17 protein-coding genes are annotated in these 18,051 nt (G+C 58.5%); 12 read left to right on the top strand and 5 right to left on the bottom strand.

Features of this window, described 5'->3' with window-relative positions; all coding sequences use genetic code 11:
• Positions 1–14: 14 nt before the first annotated feature.
• From tsaE to RUESEDTHA_RS07105, 8 genes are all read left to right on the top strand, one after another.
• Positions 15–488, top strand: a complete 474-nt coding sequence (gene tsaE, locus RUESEDTHA_RS07140; RefSeq protein WP_180885628.1) for a tRNA (adenosine(37)-N6)-threonylcarbamoyltransferase complex ATPase subunit type 1 TsaE — start codon at positions 15–17, stop codon at positions 486–488.
• Positions 485–1,489, top strand: a complete 1,005-nt coding sequence (locus RUESEDTHA_RS07135) for an aminoglycoside phosphotransferase family protein (protein WP_180885626.1) — start codon at positions 485–487, stop codon at positions 1,487–1,489. The genes tsaE and RUESEDTHA_RS07135 overlap by 4 nt, the downstream gene beginning before the upstream one ends.
• A complete protein-coding gene (locus RUESEDTHA_RS07130) occupies positions 1,486–2,172 on the top strand; it encodes a nucleotidyltransferase family protein (protein ID WP_180885624.1) in 687 nt (228 codons plus the stop codon). The genes RUESEDTHA_RS07135 and RUESEDTHA_RS07130 overlap by 4 nt, the downstream gene beginning before the upstream one ends.
• Positions 2,165–5,092, top strand: coding sequence for a double-strand break repair protein AddB (gene addB / locus RUESEDTHA_RS07125; protein WP_180885622.1), 2,928 nt, complete (start codon positions 2,165–2,167; stop codon positions 5,090–5,092). Before RUESEDTHA_RS07130 ends, addB begins: the two co-directional genes overlap by 8 nt.
• Positions 5,089–8,448 carry a double-strand break repair helicase AddA gene (gene addA, locus RUESEDTHA_RS07120; protein WP_180885620.1) on the top strand — a complete coding sequence of 1,120 codons (3,360 nt, stop codon included), beginning with the start codon at positions 5,089–5,091 and terminating at the stop codon, positions 8,446–8,448. Before addB ends, addA begins: the two co-directional genes overlap by 4 nt.
• A gap of 60 nt (positions 8,449–8,508) precedes the next feature.
• Entirely contained in the window at positions 8,509–8,829 is a 321-nt protein-coding gene (gene trxA / locus RUESEDTHA_RS07115; RefSeq protein ID WP_039542610.1) for a thioredoxin, read from the top strand.
• 66 nt (positions 8,830–8,895) lie between these two features.
• Complete coding sequence (locus tag RUESEDTHA_RS07110; RefSeq protein ID WP_180885618.1) at positions 8,896–9,246, top strand: Lin0512 family protein; 351 nt, start codon at positions 8,896–8,898, stop codon at positions 9,244–9,246.
• The gene (locus tag RUESEDTHA_RS07105) at positions 9,243–9,602 is read left to right on the top strand and encodes a Lin0512 family protein (RefSeq protein ID WP_180885616.1); all 360 of its coding nucleotides are present in this window, start codon (positions 9,243–9,245) and stop codon (positions 9,600–9,602) included. Before RUESEDTHA_RS07110 ends, RUESEDTHA_RS07105 begins: the two co-directional genes overlap by 4 nt.
• 58 nt (positions 9,603–9,660) lie before the next feature.
• Here the strand turns inward: RUESEDTHA_RS07105 and RUESEDTHA_RS07100 are convergent, their stop codons facing one another.
• On the bottom strand, positions 9,661–9,855 hold the full coding sequence (locus tag RUESEDTHA_RS07100; RefSeq protein WP_171123756.1) for a DUF1127 domain-containing protein: 195 nt from the start codon (positions 9,853–9,855) through the stop codon (positions 9,661–9,663).
• A gap of 197 nt (positions 9,856–10,052) precedes the next feature.
• Here RUESEDTHA_RS07100 and hslV point away from each other — a divergent pair, with 197 nt between their 5' ends.
• On the top strand, positions 10,053–10,613 hold the full coding sequence (gene hslV / locus RUESEDTHA_RS07095) for an ATP-dependent protease subunit HslV (RefSeq protein ID WP_180885614.1): 561 nt from the start codon (positions 10,053–10,055) through the stop codon (positions 10,611–10,613).
• Here hslV and RUESEDTHA_RS07090 read toward each other — a convergent pair.
• Entirely contained in the window at positions 10,602–11,843 is a 1,242-nt protein-coding gene (locus tag RUESEDTHA_RS07090) for an MFS transporter (protein WP_180885612.1), read from the bottom strand. The genes hslV and RUESEDTHA_RS07090 overlap by 12 nt on opposite strands.
• Before the next feature lie 179 nt (positions 11,844–12,022).
• Here RUESEDTHA_RS07090 and hslU point away from each other — a divergent pair, with 179 nt between their 5' ends.
• The 3 genes from hslU to RUESEDTHA_RS07075 all read left to right on the top strand — a co-directional run bounded on the left by hslU (position 12,023) and on the right by RUESEDTHA_RS07075 (position 15,744).
• Positions 12,023–13,330, top strand: a complete 1,308-nt coding sequence (gene hslU, locus RUESEDTHA_RS07085) for an ATP-dependent protease ATPase subunit HslU (RefSeq protein ID WP_180885610.1) — start codon at positions 12,023–12,025, stop codon at positions 13,328–13,330.
• A 99-nt stretch (positions 13,331–13,429) separates the two neighbouring features.
• A complete protein-coding gene (locus tag RUESEDTHA_RS07080; protein WP_180885608.1) occupies positions 13,430–14,527 on the top strand; it encodes an alpha/beta hydrolase in 1,098 nt (365 codons plus the stop codon).
• The gene (locus RUESEDTHA_RS07075; protein WP_255431642.1) at positions 14,524–15,744 is read left to right on the top strand and encodes an MFS transporter; all 1,221 of its coding nucleotides are present in this window, start codon (positions 14,524–14,526) and stop codon (positions 15,742–15,744) included. The genes RUESEDTHA_RS07080 and RUESEDTHA_RS07075 overlap by 4 nt, the downstream gene beginning before the upstream one ends.
• On the opposite strand, the gene RUESEDTHA_RS07070 is transcribed toward RUESEDTHA_RS07075, so the two are convergent.
• Genes RUESEDTHA_RS07070 through RUESEDTHA_RS07060 form a run of 3 tightly spaced genes read right to left on the bottom strand, consistent with a single transcriptional unit; the run spans position 15,741 to position 18,021 of the window.
• Positions 15,741–16,328 (bottom strand): Smr/MutS family protein, encoded by a 588-nt coding sequence (locus RUESEDTHA_RS07070; protein WP_180885605.1) that lies wholly within the window; start codon positions 16,326–16,328, stop codon positions 15,741–15,743. The two genes, RUESEDTHA_RS07075 and RUESEDTHA_RS07070, sit on opposite strands and share 4 nt — an antisense overlap.
• Entirely contained in the window at positions 16,328–17,362 is a 1,035-nt protein-coding gene (locus RUESEDTHA_RS07065; protein ID WP_180885603.1) for a murein transglycosylase A, read from the bottom strand. The genes RUESEDTHA_RS07070 and RUESEDTHA_RS07065 overlap by 1 nt, the downstream gene beginning before the upstream one ends.
• A complete protein-coding gene (locus tag RUESEDTHA_RS07060; protein WP_171123768.1) occupies positions 17,359–18,021 on the bottom strand; it encodes a Tim44/TimA family putative adaptor protein in 663 nt (220 codons plus the stop codon). Before RUESEDTHA_RS07060 ends, RUESEDTHA_RS07065 begins: the two co-directional genes overlap by 4 nt.
• Positions 18,022–18,051: the final 30 nt, after the last annotated feature.

Below are 18,051 nucleotides of genomic sequence, written 5' to 3'. Positions count from 1 at the left end.
GCCATTGTGGCGCCATGACGACTGCGCCGCTGACGATTGACCTGAATTCCCCAGAAGAAACAACCGGGTTTGCTGCTCGATTGGGCGCAAAACTGTTGCCCGGTGACATTGTGCTGCTTGAGGGTGAGATTGGCAGCGGTAAAACGCATTTTGCGCGCAGCCTCATCCAGTCATTGATGACAATTCCGGAAGATGTGCCCTCACCAACATTTACGCTGGTGCAGGTGTACGACACGGCCGCTGCCGAAATTTGGCACTGCGATCTCTATCGCCTGTCCGCGGTGGAAGAGGTTGAGGAACTCGGCCTGACCGAAGCCTTCGACACGTCGATCTGCCTGATCGAGTGGCCCGACAAGCTGGGTCCGCTTCGGCCAAAAAATGCCCTCACACTAAATTTCGAAACAGACCCTAATATGATGGAAAAACGAATGCTGACCCTGACGTGGTCGGACCCAGGATGGTCAGAAAAGCTGGAGTCGTGCTCATGACGAACCGGGCGGTTCTGGCCGAAGCCCTGATTGCCCAAACGCCATGGGCAAACGCCCGGCGCGCGCCTTTGGCTGGCGATGCGTCAAACCGCAGGTACGAACGCCTGACGGACCCTGATACCGGAAATACGGCTGTGTTGATGGATTCCCCCCCAGGTCAGGCTGAACCGGTGGAGGCTTTTGTGCGCATGGCCGAATACCTGCGGTCAGTTGGCCTGAGCGCACCCAGAATCTATGCAGAAGACACCGAGTTCGGGTTCTTATTGCTGGAGGATCTGGGCGACGATCTGTTTGCGCGCGTTCTCGAACACCATCCGCAGCAAGAGCGTGAACTCTACGAGGCCGCCACGGATGTTCTGATCACATTGCACGACGCGCCGACCTTGTCTTTGCAGTCTTACGGCCCATCCCTGATGACCGAGCTGGCCGCGCTGTCCTTCACAAAATACGCGCAAGCCGTGCAGGGGGCTTATGACGAAGATACGCGGGCCCGCTTCGAAAATCGGTTCGCCGACATCCTGCACACCGAAACGTCTGGCCAGAAGGTAGTCATCCAGCGCGATTATCATGCCGAAAACCTGATCTGGCTGCCGGATCGCACAGGGGTTCAGCGCGTCGGCCTTCTGGACTTTCAAACAGCTATGCTGGGGCATCCGGCGTATGATCTGGTGTCCCTGCTGCAGGACGTTCGTCGCGACGTGGCACCCGGCACCGAGATGCGGATGATCACACGGTACATCGCGGCAACAGGTGTCAACGACCACGATTTCCGCACGGCCTATGCCGTTTTGGGCGCCCAGCGAAACCTGCGAATTCTGGGGGTGTTTGCGCGGCTGGCAACAGAATACGGCAAGCCCCAGTATATTGACCTGATCCCGGCAACCTGGGCCCACCTGATGCGCGATCTGGAACACCCGGCGCTGGTTTCAGTCGCCGATCTGCTGCGACACGCCCTACCCGCACCAACATCCGAGGCTTTGGAAAGGCTCAGACAGGCATGACCCGAACTCCCGAAGCCGCCATGCTGTTCGCAGCCGGGTTTGGTACCCGAATGGGCGCGTTGACCAGCACTATGCCCAAACCGCTGATTGAAGTCGCGGGTCGACCCTTGATTGATTATGCGCTGGACCTGATCAACGACGTTCACCCCAAACGAATTGTCGCAAACCTGCATTACCTGCCCGATCAGCTTGAGGCGCACCTGGCCCCCAAGGGTGTATTGCTGTCCCGCGAAGACGCCGAGATTCTGGAAACCGGTGGCGGATTGCGCGCGGCCCTGCCGCTGTTGGGCACAGATCCCGTTTATACGGCAAACTCGGATGCGATCTGGGCCGGCCCGAACCCGCTTGCGCTGCTGCGCGACGCATGGGACCCGGACAGAATGGACGCCCTGTTAATGTGTGTGCCCGTCGCTCGGACCATTGGATATATGGGGACAGGAGATTTCACCGCCGACGCGTCAGGCCGGATTACGCGTGGGCCAGGGTTGATCTATGGCGGAATTCAAATCACCAAGACAGATGGATTGATGAATTTTCAGCAAAAGTCTTTTTCTTTAAACTTGTTATGGGACCAGATGCACAGCCAGGACCGCCTGTTTGCCCTGTCTTATCCGGGGCAATGGTGCGATGTCGGAAGGCCCGAAGGGATCGCCCTCGCCGAGGAGCTTTTGGCAAGTGTTTGAGCCTAGCGCCCTACCCCGCGTTTTTGCGGTTCCACCCGGTACGGACTTTCCTAAGGCGCTGGTTCAGGGGCTGCAGGCCCGCCACGAGGGTACCCCGCCCGAGGCCCTTGCCCGCGTGCAACTGGTGGTCAACACACGAAGGATGGCCCGGCGTGTACGAGAGTTGTTTGATCAAGGCCCGCCCTGCCTTTTGCCACGTCTGTCGCTGGTCACCGATCTGGGTGAAAGCGTTGATCTGGCGCAGGTTCCGCCCGCAATCCCGCCCCTGCGGCGGCGTCTGGAACTGACGCAACTGGTTTCCAAGCTGCTGGACCAGCAGCCGGACTTGGCGGCGCGGTCATCCGTGTTTGACCTGTCCGACAGCTTGGCCGCTTTGATTGATGAAATGCAGGGCGAAGGCGTGTCACCTGACGCAATCCGGAATTTGGACATCAGCGATCTGTCCGGACACTGGGCGCGGGCACAGGCGTTTATCGGGATCGCGGATAGTTTCATCGACACCGGGGCGGATGCGCTGGACATGCAGGCCCGACAACGGCGCGTCGTCCTGAACTTGATCGACCGCTGGGCGGCGGAACCGCCGCAACATCCGGTTATTCTTGCCGGGTCCACGGGATCAAGGGGAACGACCCTGATGTTGATGGAGGCTGTCGCGCGGTTACCGCAGGGCGCGCTGATCCTGCCCGGGTTCGACTTCGATCAGCCCACCGATGTCTGGGCGGATCTGGATGATGCGCTGACATCAGAAGATCACCCACAATACCGGTTCCGCAAACTGATGGCGCAACTTGGGTTAAATCCCGATCAGATTAGGCCATGGACACAGGATACCCCGCCTTCCCCTGCCCGTAACCGGCTGGTTTCATTGGCGTTACGTCCCGCACCGATCACGGATGCGTGGATGTCCGAAGGCCCACAGCTTACCGATCTGGACAGCGCGACTGCAGACCTGACTCTGGTCGAGGCCCAATCCCCGCGCGCCGAGGCTTTGGCGATTGCCCTGCGCCTGCGCGAGGCTGCGGAATCGGGCCAAGCCGCTGCCCTGATAACCCCGGACCGGATGCTGACGCGTCAGGTCAGCGCCGCGCTGGACCGCTGGGACATCCTGCCCGATGACAGTGCGGGCCTACCGTTGCAATTATCGCCGCCCGGCCGATTCCTGCGGCACGTTGCGAACCTGTTTGCACGGCGGTTGGACGGCGAAGCTCTGCTGACCCTGTTGAAACACCCCCTGTGCCATGACGGTGGCGATCGGGGGGCGCATCTGCTGCATACGCGGGATCTTGAACTGGATCTTCGCCGCAATGGCCCGCCATTTCCCGATGGCCGCAGCCTGACAGATTTTGCCTTCCGAAAAGAAGCGCCGGACGCATGGATGCGGTGGCTTGTTCGCCATTTCTGCGATCAGCAGATCGGTGGGGAGCTTGCATTGCCAGATTGGGTGGTGCGGCTGCGCGATCTGGCAGAAAGCATTTCCGCTGGAAGTGCAGGGGACGCAGGTACGCTGTGGGACAAGAACGCCGGGCAAAAGGCACTGTCCGTTCTAAGCGCGCTGGAGGCCGAAGCGCATCATGGCGGGTCAATGAATGCACGTGATTTCGCGGATCTTCTTGGCGCTCTGCTGTCAGGGGAAGAGGTCCGCGACAGGGACGCACCACATCCGCATATCATGATCTGGGGCACGCTCGAGGCGCGTGTGCAGGGGGCCGATCTGCTGATTTTGGGCGGCTTGAACGAAGGCAGTTGGCCTGAAGCCGCAGCGCCTGACCCGTGGCTGAACCGGCAGATGCGCGACAAGGTCGGTCTATTGCTTCCGGAACGGAGGATTGGACTGTCGGCGCATGATTTCCAACAGGCGATTGGCGCGCCCGAAGTGTGGCTGACGCGCGCAACCCGGTCTGATGATGCTGAAACCGTACCGTCCCGCTGGTTGAACCGTTTGACGAACTTGTTGCAGGGATTGCCGGATCAAGGAGGCCGCGAGGCGCTGTCCCAAATGCGCGCCCGCGGCAGGAAATGGCTGCGCTGGTCGGAACAGCTTGAAGCTGCACCTCGGATTGAACCCGCGCCGCGTCCCTCTCCGCGTCCGCCGGTCGCTGCGCGACCGCGCCGCCTGAGTGTTACGGAAATCAAACGGCTGATCCGTGATCCGTACGCAATCTACGCTAAGCACGTGCTGCGCCTGAGGCCCCTTGATCCGTTGGTTCAGGCCCCCGATGCCTTGCTACGGGGGATCGTGATACATGAAATTCTGGAGCATTTCGTCAAGGACAGCGTTCTTGATACAGCCCTGCTGACACGCGAGAATTTCCTGAAACGCGCCGAAAACCTTCTTGCGCAACATGTTGCGTGGCCGACAGCGCGCAAACTGTGGCTGGCGCGGCTGGACCGGATCGCGGATGACTTTCTCAGTGCAGAAACTGCTCGGCACGGGGATGGGGGGCCGGTTTCGTTTGAGGCCAAAATGAACCTTGTTCTTGCTCCTTTGGACTTCGCCATCGTGGGCCGCGCCGACCGGGTCGACTTGAACAGCAGGGGTGCAGTGCGTCTGATAGATTACAAGACCGGCGCACCTCCGAGCGAAAGCCAGCAGGCGAAATTTGAAAAACAACTGTTGATCGAGGCAGCCATCACCGAACAAGGCGGGATCGAGGGGCTGAATCCTCTGCCCGTGGCCGAGGCCGTGTTTGTGGGGATGGGCGGAACGTATAAAGAGGTCCTTGCGCCCTTGGCAAAAGAACCGCCAGCTAAGGTCATTGCAGAGTTAAAAGAGCTGATTTCCGCATATTTAGAGCCTGATCAGGGATTCACGGCGCGGAGGATGCTGCACAAAGATACGGATGTCGGCGACTATGATCATCTTGCCCGCTTCGGCGAATGGGATCGGACCAGCGACTCTGCGCCGGAGGTTCTGACATGAGCCAACGCAACGACGCGACCGAACGGCAGGTGCAAGCAGCACGGCCCGATGCATCGACCTGGCTTGCGGCGAATGCGGGCTCCGGCAAAACGCGGGTGTTGACGGACCGGGTTGCGCGCCTGCTGCTGGATGGCGTGCAGCCGCAGCATATCCTGTGCCTGACCTACACCAAGGCCGCCGCCAGCGAGATGCAGAACCGCCTGTTCAAACGACTGGGTGAATGGGCCATGCTGGGCGATGACGCCTTGCGCGCGCAACTGACGGAACTGGGTGTGCCAGGCGCAATTGACTCCGGTCGCCTGGCGCAGGCGCGAACATTGTTTGCGCGCGCGATTGAAACACCGGGCGGGCTGAAGATTCAGACGATCCACTCATTCTGCGCCTCATTGCTGCGTCGATTTCCGCTTGAAGCCGGGGTCAGCCCGCAGTTCGCGGAAATGGAAGACCGCGCCGCCGCCCTTTTGCGCGAGGAAATCGTTGAGGATTTTGCAGAAGGTCCGCAAGCCGATTTGATCGAAGACGTGGCTCGGTTTGTAACAGATACCGGGTTCGACAATCTGACGGCCGCGATCACCCAAAAACGCAATTTGTTTGCGAAGGCGCTGGACTGGGCAGAAATTCAAAGGCGATTTGATCTGCCCGAAGGGTTTGACGAAGACGCGCTGCTGAAACAGGTGTTTCTGGGTGGTGAAGTTGAATTAATTCAGTCAATCCTGCCTGCGCTTTCTGAAAGTGGAAGCACCAACACCAAAACAGCGGCGAAACTGGCGGCATTCACCGAGCCCCGGCTGACCAGTCTGCCTATGTTGGAAAACGTCTTTTTGACCGGTAAAGGGGCCAAAGAGCCGTTCTCGGCCAAGGTCAACAGCTTCTCGACCAAGGCGCTGCGCGAAGGCGCGTTGGCTGATCGGATGCCCCAGCTTGAGGCGCTGATGTTACGTATCGAGGCCGCGCGTGAGTTGCGTTTGGCCTTGGTTGCCGCACGCAAGACCCACGTGCTGCATCGCTTTGGCGCCGCTTTCCTGCCGGAATATGAGCGCCGCAAACAGTTGCGCGGCTGGCTGGATTTCGATGACCTGATCCTGCGCGCGCGGCGGGTGCTGAACGACCCGGCGGTGGCAGAATGGGTGCTGTATCGGCTGGATGGCGGCATCGACCATATTCTTGTGGACGAAGCGCAAGATACCAGCCCGGATCAATGGGACGTGGTTGAAAAACTGGCGCAGGAATTCACCAGCGGGGAAGGGGCCCGATCCGGGGTCGAACGCACGATCTTTGTGGTCGGGGATAAGAAACAGTCGATCTATTCCTTTCAGGGCGCTGATCCCGCTGCTTTCGACCGGATGCAGCAGGAGTTTGGGCGGAGATTGATCAATTCAGGCTCTAAATTGGAGAGTTTGGAGCTTGAATACTCCTTCCGCTCGTCCAGTGCGATCTTGTCTTTGGTGAACATCCTGTTTGAAGGCCACGCCGAGGCGGGGTTTCAGGACAAAGCCCTGCACCGCGCGTTCAAGTCCAGCCTGCCGGGTCGCGTAGACCTTTGGCCTGCGATCGAAAAGGTGGCCGACGATGACGAAGCCGACTGGACCGATCCGGTAGACCGTCCCGGTGCGCGGCATCACACTGTCATTCTTGCGGAAAAGATAGCCCATTCGATCAAGTCGATGATCGACACAGGCGAAACGATCCCCGAGGATGGTGAAACCCCCGGTACGTTCGTTCGCCGCAAGGTGCAGCCCGGGGATTTTCTGATCCTTGTGCAGCGCCGCTCGGATCTGTTTGCCGAGATCATCCGTGCCTGCAAAGCATTGCGCCTGCCAATCGCCGGGGCCGACCGGTTGAAGGTTGGCGCGGAGCTGGCCGTGAAAGACCTTGCTGCGTTGCTGAGTTTTCTGGCCACACCCGAAGACAGCCTGTCGCTGGCCACCGTGCTGAAATCTCCGCTATTCGGCTGGAGCGAGCAGCAGATTTTCGACCTTGCACATCGGCGGCAGGAACAATTCCTTTGGGCAGCGCTACGCAACCGCGCCGAAGAGTTTCCCGAAACGCTGGCCGTGCTGAATGACCTGCGCAGTCAGATCGACTTTCTTCGCCCATATGACTTGATCGAACGCATCCTGACCCGCCATCACGGGCGGCGCAACCTGCTGGGCAGGTTGGGGGCCGAGGCTGAGGATGGCATCAACGCGCTGCTTTCCCAGGCGCTTGCCTATGAGCGCACGGACATACCCAGCCTGACGGGTTTTCTGGTCTGGATGCAGACAGATGATCTGGAAATCAAGCGGCAGATGAGCGGAGTGGGCAACATGATCCGCGTGATGACCGTACATGGGTCCAAGGGTCTTGAGGCACCGATTGTCATCCTGCCGGACACCGGCAAGCGGCAAGCCCCCCGCGATTCCGAAATCATGGTGGCTGATGGCACGCCACTGTGGAAAGTTCCCTCAGATGCGTCCCCCAGTCTGATCGCGCAAGCCCGGACTGAGGCGCGAAAGCGCGAGGAAAATGAACGCCTCCGGCTGCTTTACGTGGCGCTGACACGGGCAGAAAAGTGGTTGATCATCGGAGCGGCGGGCGACGTCGGAAAGGACGGAACCAGTTGGTATCAGATGGTTGAGGCCGCAATGGGCCGGGCAGGGGCCACGCAAGAACCGGGGTCGGATACATTAAGGCTGTCACATGGGGACTGGACCGGCTTGCCGCTTGTCTCGCATGCGGAGACATCCGTTGAAGACGCCGATTTGCCTGCCGCGTTTCTAGCGGCGGCTGCAACCCCGTCCCCGGCGCAACAAACGATCAGCCCATCGGATCTGGGTGGGGCAAAGGCGTTGCCGGGTGACAGCGGTCAGGACGAAGACGCGGCCAAACTTCGCGGCACGCGCCTGCACCTGCTGCTTGAGTATTTGCCATCGGCGCCACGAGACAACTGGCCGCAGCTCTGCGCCCGCGTTCTTCCCGATATGCAGGAATCGGACCGACAAGAGCTGTTTGACGAAGCCCATACAGTCCTGACTACAGAACACCTGCAGGACATATTTAGCCCGGACGCGCTGGCCGAGGTTCCAGTTACCGCAGACCTGAACGGGCACCGGATGCATGGGGTCATAGATCGGCTGCTCGTTACGGCCAATACTGTGCAAGCTGTTGATTTTAAATCTAATGCCACTGTCCCCGAGGATGCGAACGCCTGCCCTGAGGGGCTGTTGCGTCAGATGGGCGCTTATGCACAAGCCCTGTCGCAGATCTATCCGGGTCGGGATATCCGAACTGCAATCCTTTGGACTCGAACCGCCGGGCTGATGTGGTTGCCACACGATCTTGTGACGGATGCCCTGGCTCGTGCGCCGATGCCTTGACCTTGGAAAACCCCGCACCTAGGTTCAGTGACCAAGCATTCCCCATTCAGGAGACAGAATATGTCGACCGTAGCCGTAACTGACGATACCTTTGACGCCGAAGTCAAGAATTCCGACATCCCCGTTGTTGTCGATTTCTGGGCCGAATGGTGTGGCCCCTGTAAACAGATCGGCCCCGCTCTGGAAGAGCTGGCCACTGAATATGGCGGCAAGGTCAAGATTGCCAAGGTAGACGTGGACAGCAACCCGAACGCAGCCGCCGCCATGGGCGTGCGCGGTATTCCGGCGCTGTTCATCTTCAAGGACGGTCAGGTTGTTTCGAACCGCGCAGGTGCCGCGCCAAAAGCCGCGCTGCAAAGCTGGATTGACGAGTCCATCTGATCTGGTTGGACAGACTGTTTTCAAAGGCGTCCCAACCGGGGCGCCTTTTTTCTGCCGGGAGGGCACATGACGAAAACTCGGGTTCTTGTTGAATTTGGAATGGGAACCTCGCTGCGCCGCGAGGATTATACCGAGGCCGCTTTGCGTGCGGTCAAGGATGCGCTTTGGCACAACTCTGTCAACATGGCAGAGCTGTTCGATTTCCCGAAAGAGGCAATGATCATTGATGCTGAAATCGGGGTGCAGAAACCTGATCAGGTGGACCGGGAGGCGCTGAAAGCCGTATTTCCCTATGGCCAGCCGAATGTGACAGTCACCGAAGGAGGGCTGGATATCGTCAAACCTCACGCCGAGGGCCGCACCGTCATCGCAAACGCGGCCATTATTGTCTCGTTCGACATGGAGCCTGCGAAATGAGCGAAAAACGTATCATTCTGGAAATGGGTACTGGCAACGATCTGTATGGGCAGGATTACACCAAGGCCGCACGACGTGCCGTGCAGGATGCCTTGCATCACTCGTCGATCACGCTGTTTTCCAAGCTGGGCTTGGATCACCAAGAGATGCGCGTTCAGGTGACAATCGGTGTTCAAGAACCCGAAGCTGTGGATTGCGATCTGGTCGCAGCAGATCTTCCGCGCGGGCGGGCCGAGGTGCGTGCTGTAAAGGGTGGGCTGGATATCGACGACAAAGGTGGGACGCGGCATGTGGTGGCCACGGCTGCGGTCGAGGCATTTCTGCCAGACCTTTCCGGCCAATACAAATTATCCTGAAAAAGAAAAAGCCGCCCAAGTCTGAGCGGCTCAACTATTCTTGTAATGATCGTGCGGGTCAGATCGTCTCGATTTCTGCGCGGGTCAAACCAACATCTTCCAACTGGGCGTCGCTCAGGTTCGACAAAAGCTTGCGTGTTTTGCGGGATTCATTCCACAAAGCCGCTTTTTCGAAGGTTCCGTAGATCGCGTCCACTACATGCAGGATGGTAGCTGCTCCGAGCGGCGCATGGATATTTGCAGTAGTTGCCATTTGCGCATTTCCTTGTGACTGAAACAGCCGACCTCGTGTCGGTTGTAAGGCTCATGTAGGAGCATTGCCTGAGACTCACAATTGCTAGTCTGGTAACCCCGAATTGCATTTAATGCATATCTTTTAAGCGGTTTGTGAACTGTTGCGCTGCGCGCGCGCCCGGCCCATATAGGAGACCAGACAAAACGGAGGCTTCCATGGCAGACAGCGATTTTCCCGGATGGCACGGCACGACAATTATTGGCGTCAAGAAAGGCGGCCAAGTGGTGATTGCCGGGGACGGTCAGGTCAGTCTGGGTCAAACCGTGATCAAAGGCACCGCCAGAAAAGTGCGCCGCCTGTCGCCGGGCGGGTTCGAGGTTGTCGCGGGTTTCGCCGGATCAACAGCCGACGCCTTCACTTTGCTGGAACGGCTGGAGGCCAAATTGGAGGCCACCCCAGGCCAACTGGCTCGTGCCTCGGTCGAATTGGCAAAAGACTGGCGGACGGACAAATACCTGCAAAAGCTTGAGGCAATGCTGATCGTCACGGACGGCAAGGATCTGCTGGTGATCACAGGGGCAGGGGACGTGCTGGAGCCGGAACACAACGTCGCCGCCATCGGATCGGGGGGCAATTTCGCCTTGGCCGCCGCCCGCGCGATGATGGACAGCGACAAAACCGCCGAAACGGTGGCGCGTGAAGCAATGGCGATTGCCGCCGATATCTGCGTCTACACCAATGGCAACCTGACGGTTGAGGAAATCTCAGGCCAGTAGCCCCTTGATCTCTTTCCCTTTCCACCGCAGGTGCATCCCGATCAGGCCCAGTATCGCGGCGAGTATAACGATGTAATAGGGCACGCGGATGTCGATGCTCATCAACCCGCCACCGATCAGGGACATGACCCCTCCGGCCAGACAGAAGACAGCCGTGGTCACGCCCATGACCCAACCCTGATCGGTTTCGCTGACGGCCGAGGAAAACAGGCCCAACAGGGTTGGATAGGACACCCCGAAGAAGAAGTAGAAGAAGAAGACTGGGATGTAACTCAGCACACCGCTGGGACTGAAGGCAAAGCCAAAGCCGCAGATCACCATGACCACCAGCGAGGCATAGATAATCTGGTGTTTGCTGAACCTTTCTTGCGCCGGTTTCACAAGAAAAGTGCTTGAGAACGCCAGCGCAAAGCCGATGACCACCATCGCCATGCTGCCGCCGATCACGCCATAACCCCATGCAGATGTCAGGAAATTGTCGACGAAGACATAGAAGGTGACATTCGCAATCATGAACAAGGCATAAACCGGCAGGATTTTCAGAACCAACGGATGCGTGCGGACCGCGATCAGGCTGTCGGTTATATCGCGGGGGCGAAAAACAAAGGCTGCGCGTTCCGTGCGGGTATCCTTGAAAAAGAACGTCACAAGGAAAATCGCAATCAGCACCAGAACGAAGGCCCCGTAGAATGGAGTTTTCAGCGTCGCATAACTGCCCAGAAGGTTGGCATCGGACAGGACGGCACCAATGATCGGACCTCCGACAAGGCCAAAGCTAACGCCGGTGATGATATATCCCATATTGCGGTCGCGGTCGGCGGCGTCCGAGCTGCCATCAATCATTGCCGCCTGTGCAATAGGTTGGTTCCCAGCCGTAAAGCCCGTGATCGACCTACCGATAATCAACAGGATCAGACTGTTGAGGTACAGCGCCGTAATGGTCAGCGCATAGCCTGCCAACGCTCCGCCGAGACAAACCAGCAATGCATTCTTGCGCCCGATCGAGTCCGAGACTTTCGAGACATACACAACGCCCAGAAACCAGGACAGAAAGAAACAACCGATCACCAGCCCATAGTACAGGTGCCGCATACCCATGGCCGTGCTTTCCGGCAGGAAGTTGGATTTCGTCTCCATGATCAGCGAGTTGATGATCGGGAAAACCAGCCCCTGCCCAAGCAGGTCCACAAACACCACGAACAGAAGGGTGATCTTGGCAATTTTCGTCATCCGCGCGCTCCTGACCCTCAACACCTTGAAATTACTGTATCAGAGGGGGTGCGTTTCACCTAAGGAAAGCATTTGCAAACCGGATAGGGCATTGCTAACCAACGCTGCCGCTGTTGTTTTCGATCCAGCGGTGATTACCTAAGCCCAAGTTTACATATGCCGACCGAAAGGACTGCGCCTTGACCGACCTGACCCCGCGCGAGATTGTCTCGGAACTGGACCGTTTCATTATCGGGCAGAAGGATGCCAAACGCGCGGTCGCCGTCGCGCTGCGCAACCGCTGGCGGCGCAAGCAACTGGCCGATGACATTCGGGATGAGGTGTATCCGAAAAACATCCTGATGATCGGCCCCACCGGTGTTGGTAAGACCGAGATCAGCCGCCGACTGGCGAAACTCGCCCGCGCGCCATTCATCAAGGTCGAAGCCACCAAGTTCACCGAGGTTGGATATGTCGGGCGCGACGTGGAACAGATCGTACGTGATCTGGCTGATGCCGCAATTATCCAGACCCGCGAATACATGCGTGAAGACGTCAAAGCCAAGGCGCATCAGGCCGCCGAAGATCGCGTGATCGAAGCTATCGCCGGTACCGATGCCCGGGAAGGCACGCGCGAGATGTTCCGCAAGAAACTGAAAGCGGGCGAGCTGGATGATACGGTGATCGAGTTGGAATTGTCCGACAGCGCGAACCCGATGCCGATGTTCGACATTCCCGGTCAACCCGGCAGCCAGATGGGTATGATGAATCTGGGTGACATCTTCGGCAAGGCATTCGGCGGGCGTACGGTCAAAAAGAAGATGACTGTCGCTGAAAGCTATGACGCGTTGATCGGGGAAGAGGCCGACAAGCTGCTGGATGATGAAACCGTCAACCGCGTGGCTTTGGAATCGGTCGAACAGAACGGCATCGTGTTTCTGGATGAGATCGACAAGGTCTGCGCGCGATCAGATGCACGCGGCGGTGACGTCAGCCGGGAAGGGGTACAGCGCGACCTACTTCCCCTGATCGAGGGGACAACTGTCAGCACAAAGCACGGCCCGGTCAAAACCGACCATATCCTGTTCATTGCCTCGGGCGCGTTTCACATCGCCAAACCCTCGGACCTGTTGCCTGAATTGCAGGGTCGACTGCCGATCCGCGTTGAATTGCGCGCGCTGACCGAAGAGGATTTCGTGCGTATCCTGACCGAGACAGACAACGCCCTGACCCGCCAATACACCGCCCTGATGGGCACCGAAGAGGTCACGGTCAGCTTCACCGAAGATGGCATCGCAGCCTTGGCTAAAATCGCGGCGGACGTGAACCAAAGCGTCGAAAACATCGGTGCGCGGCGTTTGTACACGGTGATGGAGCGCGTGTTCGAAGAACTGTCCTTCACCGCCCCAGATCAAGCCGGGGCCGAGATCACAGTGAACGCGCAATTCGTCGATGACAATTTGGGTGAACTGACCAAGTCCACAGACCTTAGCCGTTACGTCTTGTAAATTGTCCAGCCGGTTTCCGCCGGTCAATCTGTACGGCACTGCTGGACCTGAGGCGAAAATCAGATAGCGTGGGCGCATATTGTCCCGAGGACCAATCCTTTGCTGCGCTATTTTTTCATTTTCCTGCTGGCGTTGCCTCTGACCGCCTGTGTCGACCGTACGATATCCGAGACGGTGCCAACGGCGCTGTCCGTCGGAAGCCCCGAAACCGTTTTTGCAACGACAACACGAGCGAGAGAGCCGGACGGTTCTTATGGATTTAAGCGGGGCGAGGCGTTGCAATATCTGGAAATGACGGTTTCGATCCCGCCCAATCACACACCCGGGACTCTTGATTTTTCCTATGCCAATCCGAACCCCGAGAAGCAATTCGTCATGGCCGGTGTGGATGAGTTGCAAGGGCCAAGTGAGATGAAGGCGCGATTGGGGGGCAAGGATGAGGTGTCCATCTTTATCCATGGCTACAACACGACCCAGTTCGAGACCACGTTCCGCGCCGCCCAGTTAAGCCGTGACATCAACATCCCCGGTGCAATCATGGTATATTCCTGGCCCAGCCAGGCCCGTGGTGCCGGATATGCCTATGATCTGGACAGTATGCTGTTTGCGCGCGACGGATTAGAGCAGACTGTGCGACAGCTTAAGGCAATGGGTGTAAGGCGCGTTATTCTGGTTGCGCATTCCATGGGTACAGCCCTGACGATGGAGATGATGCGACAGGCCGAATTGCGCGAACCCGGTTGGGCCAGCAAAAATATCGAAGGTGTCGTACTGATTGCCCCTGACCTGGATGTCGATCTGTTCCGGTCGCAAATGGATACGATAATAACGCCGCCGGACCCTTTCATCGTGATGGTGTCACGGAAAGACAAGCTGTTGAACATATCGGCCCGGCTGCGCGGCACCACTCAGGGCGAACGTCTGGGCAATATCAGTTCCGTTGATGCATTGGCGGATTACAAGATCAGCATTCTGGACACGACGGCGTTTAACAAGGATGCGGATTCCTCGCATTTCGTGGCAGCGACGTCGCCGGCGCTTTTGGCCATCATCAATTCCGCCCGCAGGGTGAGCCGAACCTTCGACCCGGACGGTCGCGGATTTGATGTGATCGCCCCCAACAGCGTTCGCAACCCGACGGGGGCAACTGAAATCGTTCTAAGCGAAACGGGGCAGGCGCGGGTCAGCTCTCCGTGACGCGGTTCCGGTTGGGGCAGTACTTTCGGGACAACGCGACATGGTTAAGTGCCGGAGTCTTGCTGACCTTCATGTCCAGCTTTGGGCAGACCTTTTTCATTTCGATCTTTTCCGGAGAAATCCGCTCCACTTTTGGTCTTAGCCACGGCGCGTGGGGCGGTCTGTATTCTCTTGGAACCACTATATCGGCCGTCGTGATGATCTGGGCCGGAGGGCTGACCGACATCTTTCGAGTAAGGGTTCTGGGCCCTGCGGTTCTGGCCGGTCTGGCATTGGCGGCGTTGGCAATGGCGACGAACGCCTGGCTTGTCCTGCTGCCTGTTGTGGTATTTGTGTTGCGTCTGTTTGGGCAGGGGATGAGCACCCATCTGGCGCTGGTGGCGATGGCCAGATGGTTCACCGCCACACGGGGCAAGGCACTGGCGATCGCGTCGGTGGGTTTCTCGGTGGGAGAAGCGTTGCTGCCGGTCACTTTCGTAGCTGCCATGGCCTTCTTGGACTGGCGGTGGCTTTGGGTGATTGCCGCCTGTATTACCCTTTTGGGAATCCCTGCGCTGCTACGGCTGCTTCGTCAAGAAAGAACACCGCAAAGTCTGTCCAGCGAGTATTCGGCAACGGGTATGGAAGGCCGCCATTGGACCCGGAAAGAGGCGATCTTTCATCCGCTGTTCTGGTTCATGGCACCGGCCTTGCTGGGCCCGTCTGCTTTTATCACCGCCTTTTTCTTTCATCAGGTTCATCTGGCTGGCTCAAAGGGCTGGCAGCATATCGAGCTGGTCGCCCTGTTTCCGATTTTCACCAGCGTTTCCATGTTGTCGATGTTTGCGGCGGGTTGGGCGCTGGATAAATGGGGCACGGCTAAGATCATGCCATTTTATCAACTGCCTATGGCCGTTGGGTTTGGGATTGTGGGGCTGACATCGTCGATCGGGGGCGCAACGCTGGCCTTGATGTTTCTGGCGCTGACGGTTGGCGCCAACAGCACCCTGCCCAGCGCGTTCTGGGCCGAGTTCTATGGCACCCGGCATATCGGCGCGATCAAGGCGATGGCAACGGCGGTCATGGTTCTGGGATCAGCCATCGGGCCAGGGTTGACCGGCGTGATGATTGATCTGGGTGTGCCGCTGGACATCCAGTTTCTGTGGATCGGAGGCTTTTTCGTACTGGTCTGCGTCCTTGCCCGCATTGGCATAGCCAGAGCCGTTCAGACTCTTTAACGAACGCGGCGCAAATACACGTAGTAAGCCCCGTCACCGCCATGGCTGATGTGGGCAGGTGTCACTTGCAGAACAGCCTGCGCCAAAGGCGGCAAAGATAACCATTGCGGCACTTGATTGCGCAACACACCGCGCGGTGTGGGAATGGGGCCGGGCTCATCACGGTCCTTGCCCTTACCGGTTACGACCAGAACCAGACGCTTGCCAGATGCCTGCGCTGACAGAATAAACCGGATCAATGTTGGGTGCGCCGTATCCACGCGCATTCCATGCAGGTCCAGTTTGCCCTCTGGCTTCAGCTTGCCCCGTTTCATGCGGCTGAAAGCCTTGGTATCCATCTGGACCGGCGTCGCGCGCAGGCTTTCTGTCACCGTGGGCTTCAACGCGTTGCGCGCAAGTTTTCCCAAGGCGTTCTGCCCGACCTCGAACCGTTCAATCCGCACCTTGGGTGTTTTGGTTGGCTTGGGTTTGGGCAACGTCGTCGGGTGCACAGTTTGCGGCACTTCGGGATGCAGGCGTTCGGCCTGATTGGTCACCTTGCGCCACAGCTCAATCTCTTCCGCTGTCAGTTTACGGCGTGTCATCAGAACTCATCCGGCAACAGCGCATAGGCGCGTTGAATCGGCAACATAAGCACCATTCGGCCCGAATCCTTTAATCGACCGGCGGCTTCTCCGGCCTTATCCCCGGTGCCAAAAAAGATGTCTGCACGTTGCGCGCCTTTGATGGCAGCCCCAGTGTCCTGTGCGATCATCAATCGACGTAAGGGCGTCTTGCCGTTTTTCTCAACCCAGACCGGCGCGCCCAAAGGCGTATAGGCCGGATCAGCGGCAATGCTGCGCAGTGTGGTGACAGACCGGTTCATTGCGCCCAACGGGCCTAGCTCTGGCGCGACGCGGTTCACTTCGCGGAAGAACACATATGACGGATTGTGGAACAGCAGTTCGGCACCCGCTTCGGGGTTTTTTCGCACCCAAGCCCGGATCATCTGCGCGCTAACCTGATGCGCGCCCAACGCTCCGCGGCGGATCAGTTCCGACCCGATGGACCGATAGGGGTGGCCGTTCGCCCCGCCATACCCAACGCGCACCGCGCCCCCATCTGGCAGACGAATACGGCCAGAGCCCTGAATCTGCAAAAAGTACAATTCAACCGGGTCATCGACCCACGCAATCTCCAGACCGCGGCCAGCCATGCTGTCGCCGGTCAGAATTTCGCGGCGGCTTAGCCACGGACCTTCGGCGCGTGCTTCTGGCGGCATCTTGTAAATTGGATATCTGAATCGCTCGGACCGGGTCAGAGATCCATCCAGCTCAGGCTCAAAATAGCCGGTAAATAAAGCATCTTTGCCGTCTTCGACCAGAACAGGGCGGAAGAACAGCTCGAAGAACAATCGGGCGGCATCGGGTTCATAGGCCCGAGCCACAGCGCACAACGCGCGCCAGTCAGGGTCGTCCAGATCACCGCATGTGTTCAGAAAAACCGAAAGGGCTGCGCCGTGGTCATCCTCGGCCCAGCCATCAAGCTCGTCAAAGGTCAGTATGGAACGCGTCGCTTCGGCGCTAGCAGAGGTTGCCATCACAGCCCCCAGCAAAAACGACCGAAGCGCAGCAATCATGCGTCCGTGGCGACAAGCAGCCAGTTCGGATCGTCCGCGCCCATGACGCGGGCAAAGGTCCAGCTGTCCTTCTGGCGTTTCACGGTATTGGGGTTGCCTTCGATGATGTCCCCGCCGCGATCTCGCACAACCGAGGTCAGCTCACCAACAAATTTCATGGTGATCTCGGCCTGATTGGTATCCTTGTCGAACTTCACGTCTGCCAGAGAGGTTTCGCGCACGCCGATGAACTCGGCCTCGATCGTAAGACCCTGATCTTCGCGGGCGGCGACAACCGAAACGAAGGTGTCGAACACTTCTTCGGACAAGAAGGGCTGGATCTCATCCAGATTACCCTTTTCGAACCCCATGACGATCATCTCGTAGGCACCGCGCGCGCCCTGCACGAACTCACTAACGGAAAAGCTGGGCTCGACCCGCTTCATCGCAGTCAGGGTTTGCGCCTGTTCGCTGTCTTCGGCGACGTGGTCGGTGATGTCGTGATCCGGGCCGCCTTCGATCACCTCAAAGTCACGGCGCGACTTGTGCGCCTCTGGCTGCTGCTGAACCGGAGGTTTTTCAAAACCTTCACGCGTGCCGAGAACGCTTTTCAAGCGCAGGATCAGGAAAACGGCAATTCCGGCCAGGACCAGCAACTGGATCATTGGGTTGTCGCTCATTTCATTCTCTTTTCAGTGCCGGGACTTTGT

The organism is Ruegeria sp. THAF57, from assembly GCF_903914075.1.
In the GTDB taxonomy this organism is placed as follows: Bacteria; Pseudomonadota; Alphaproteobacteria; order Rhodobacterales; family Rhodobacteraceae; genus Ruegeria.
This window is presented reverse-complemented; position numbering and strand designations above follow the sequence as displayed.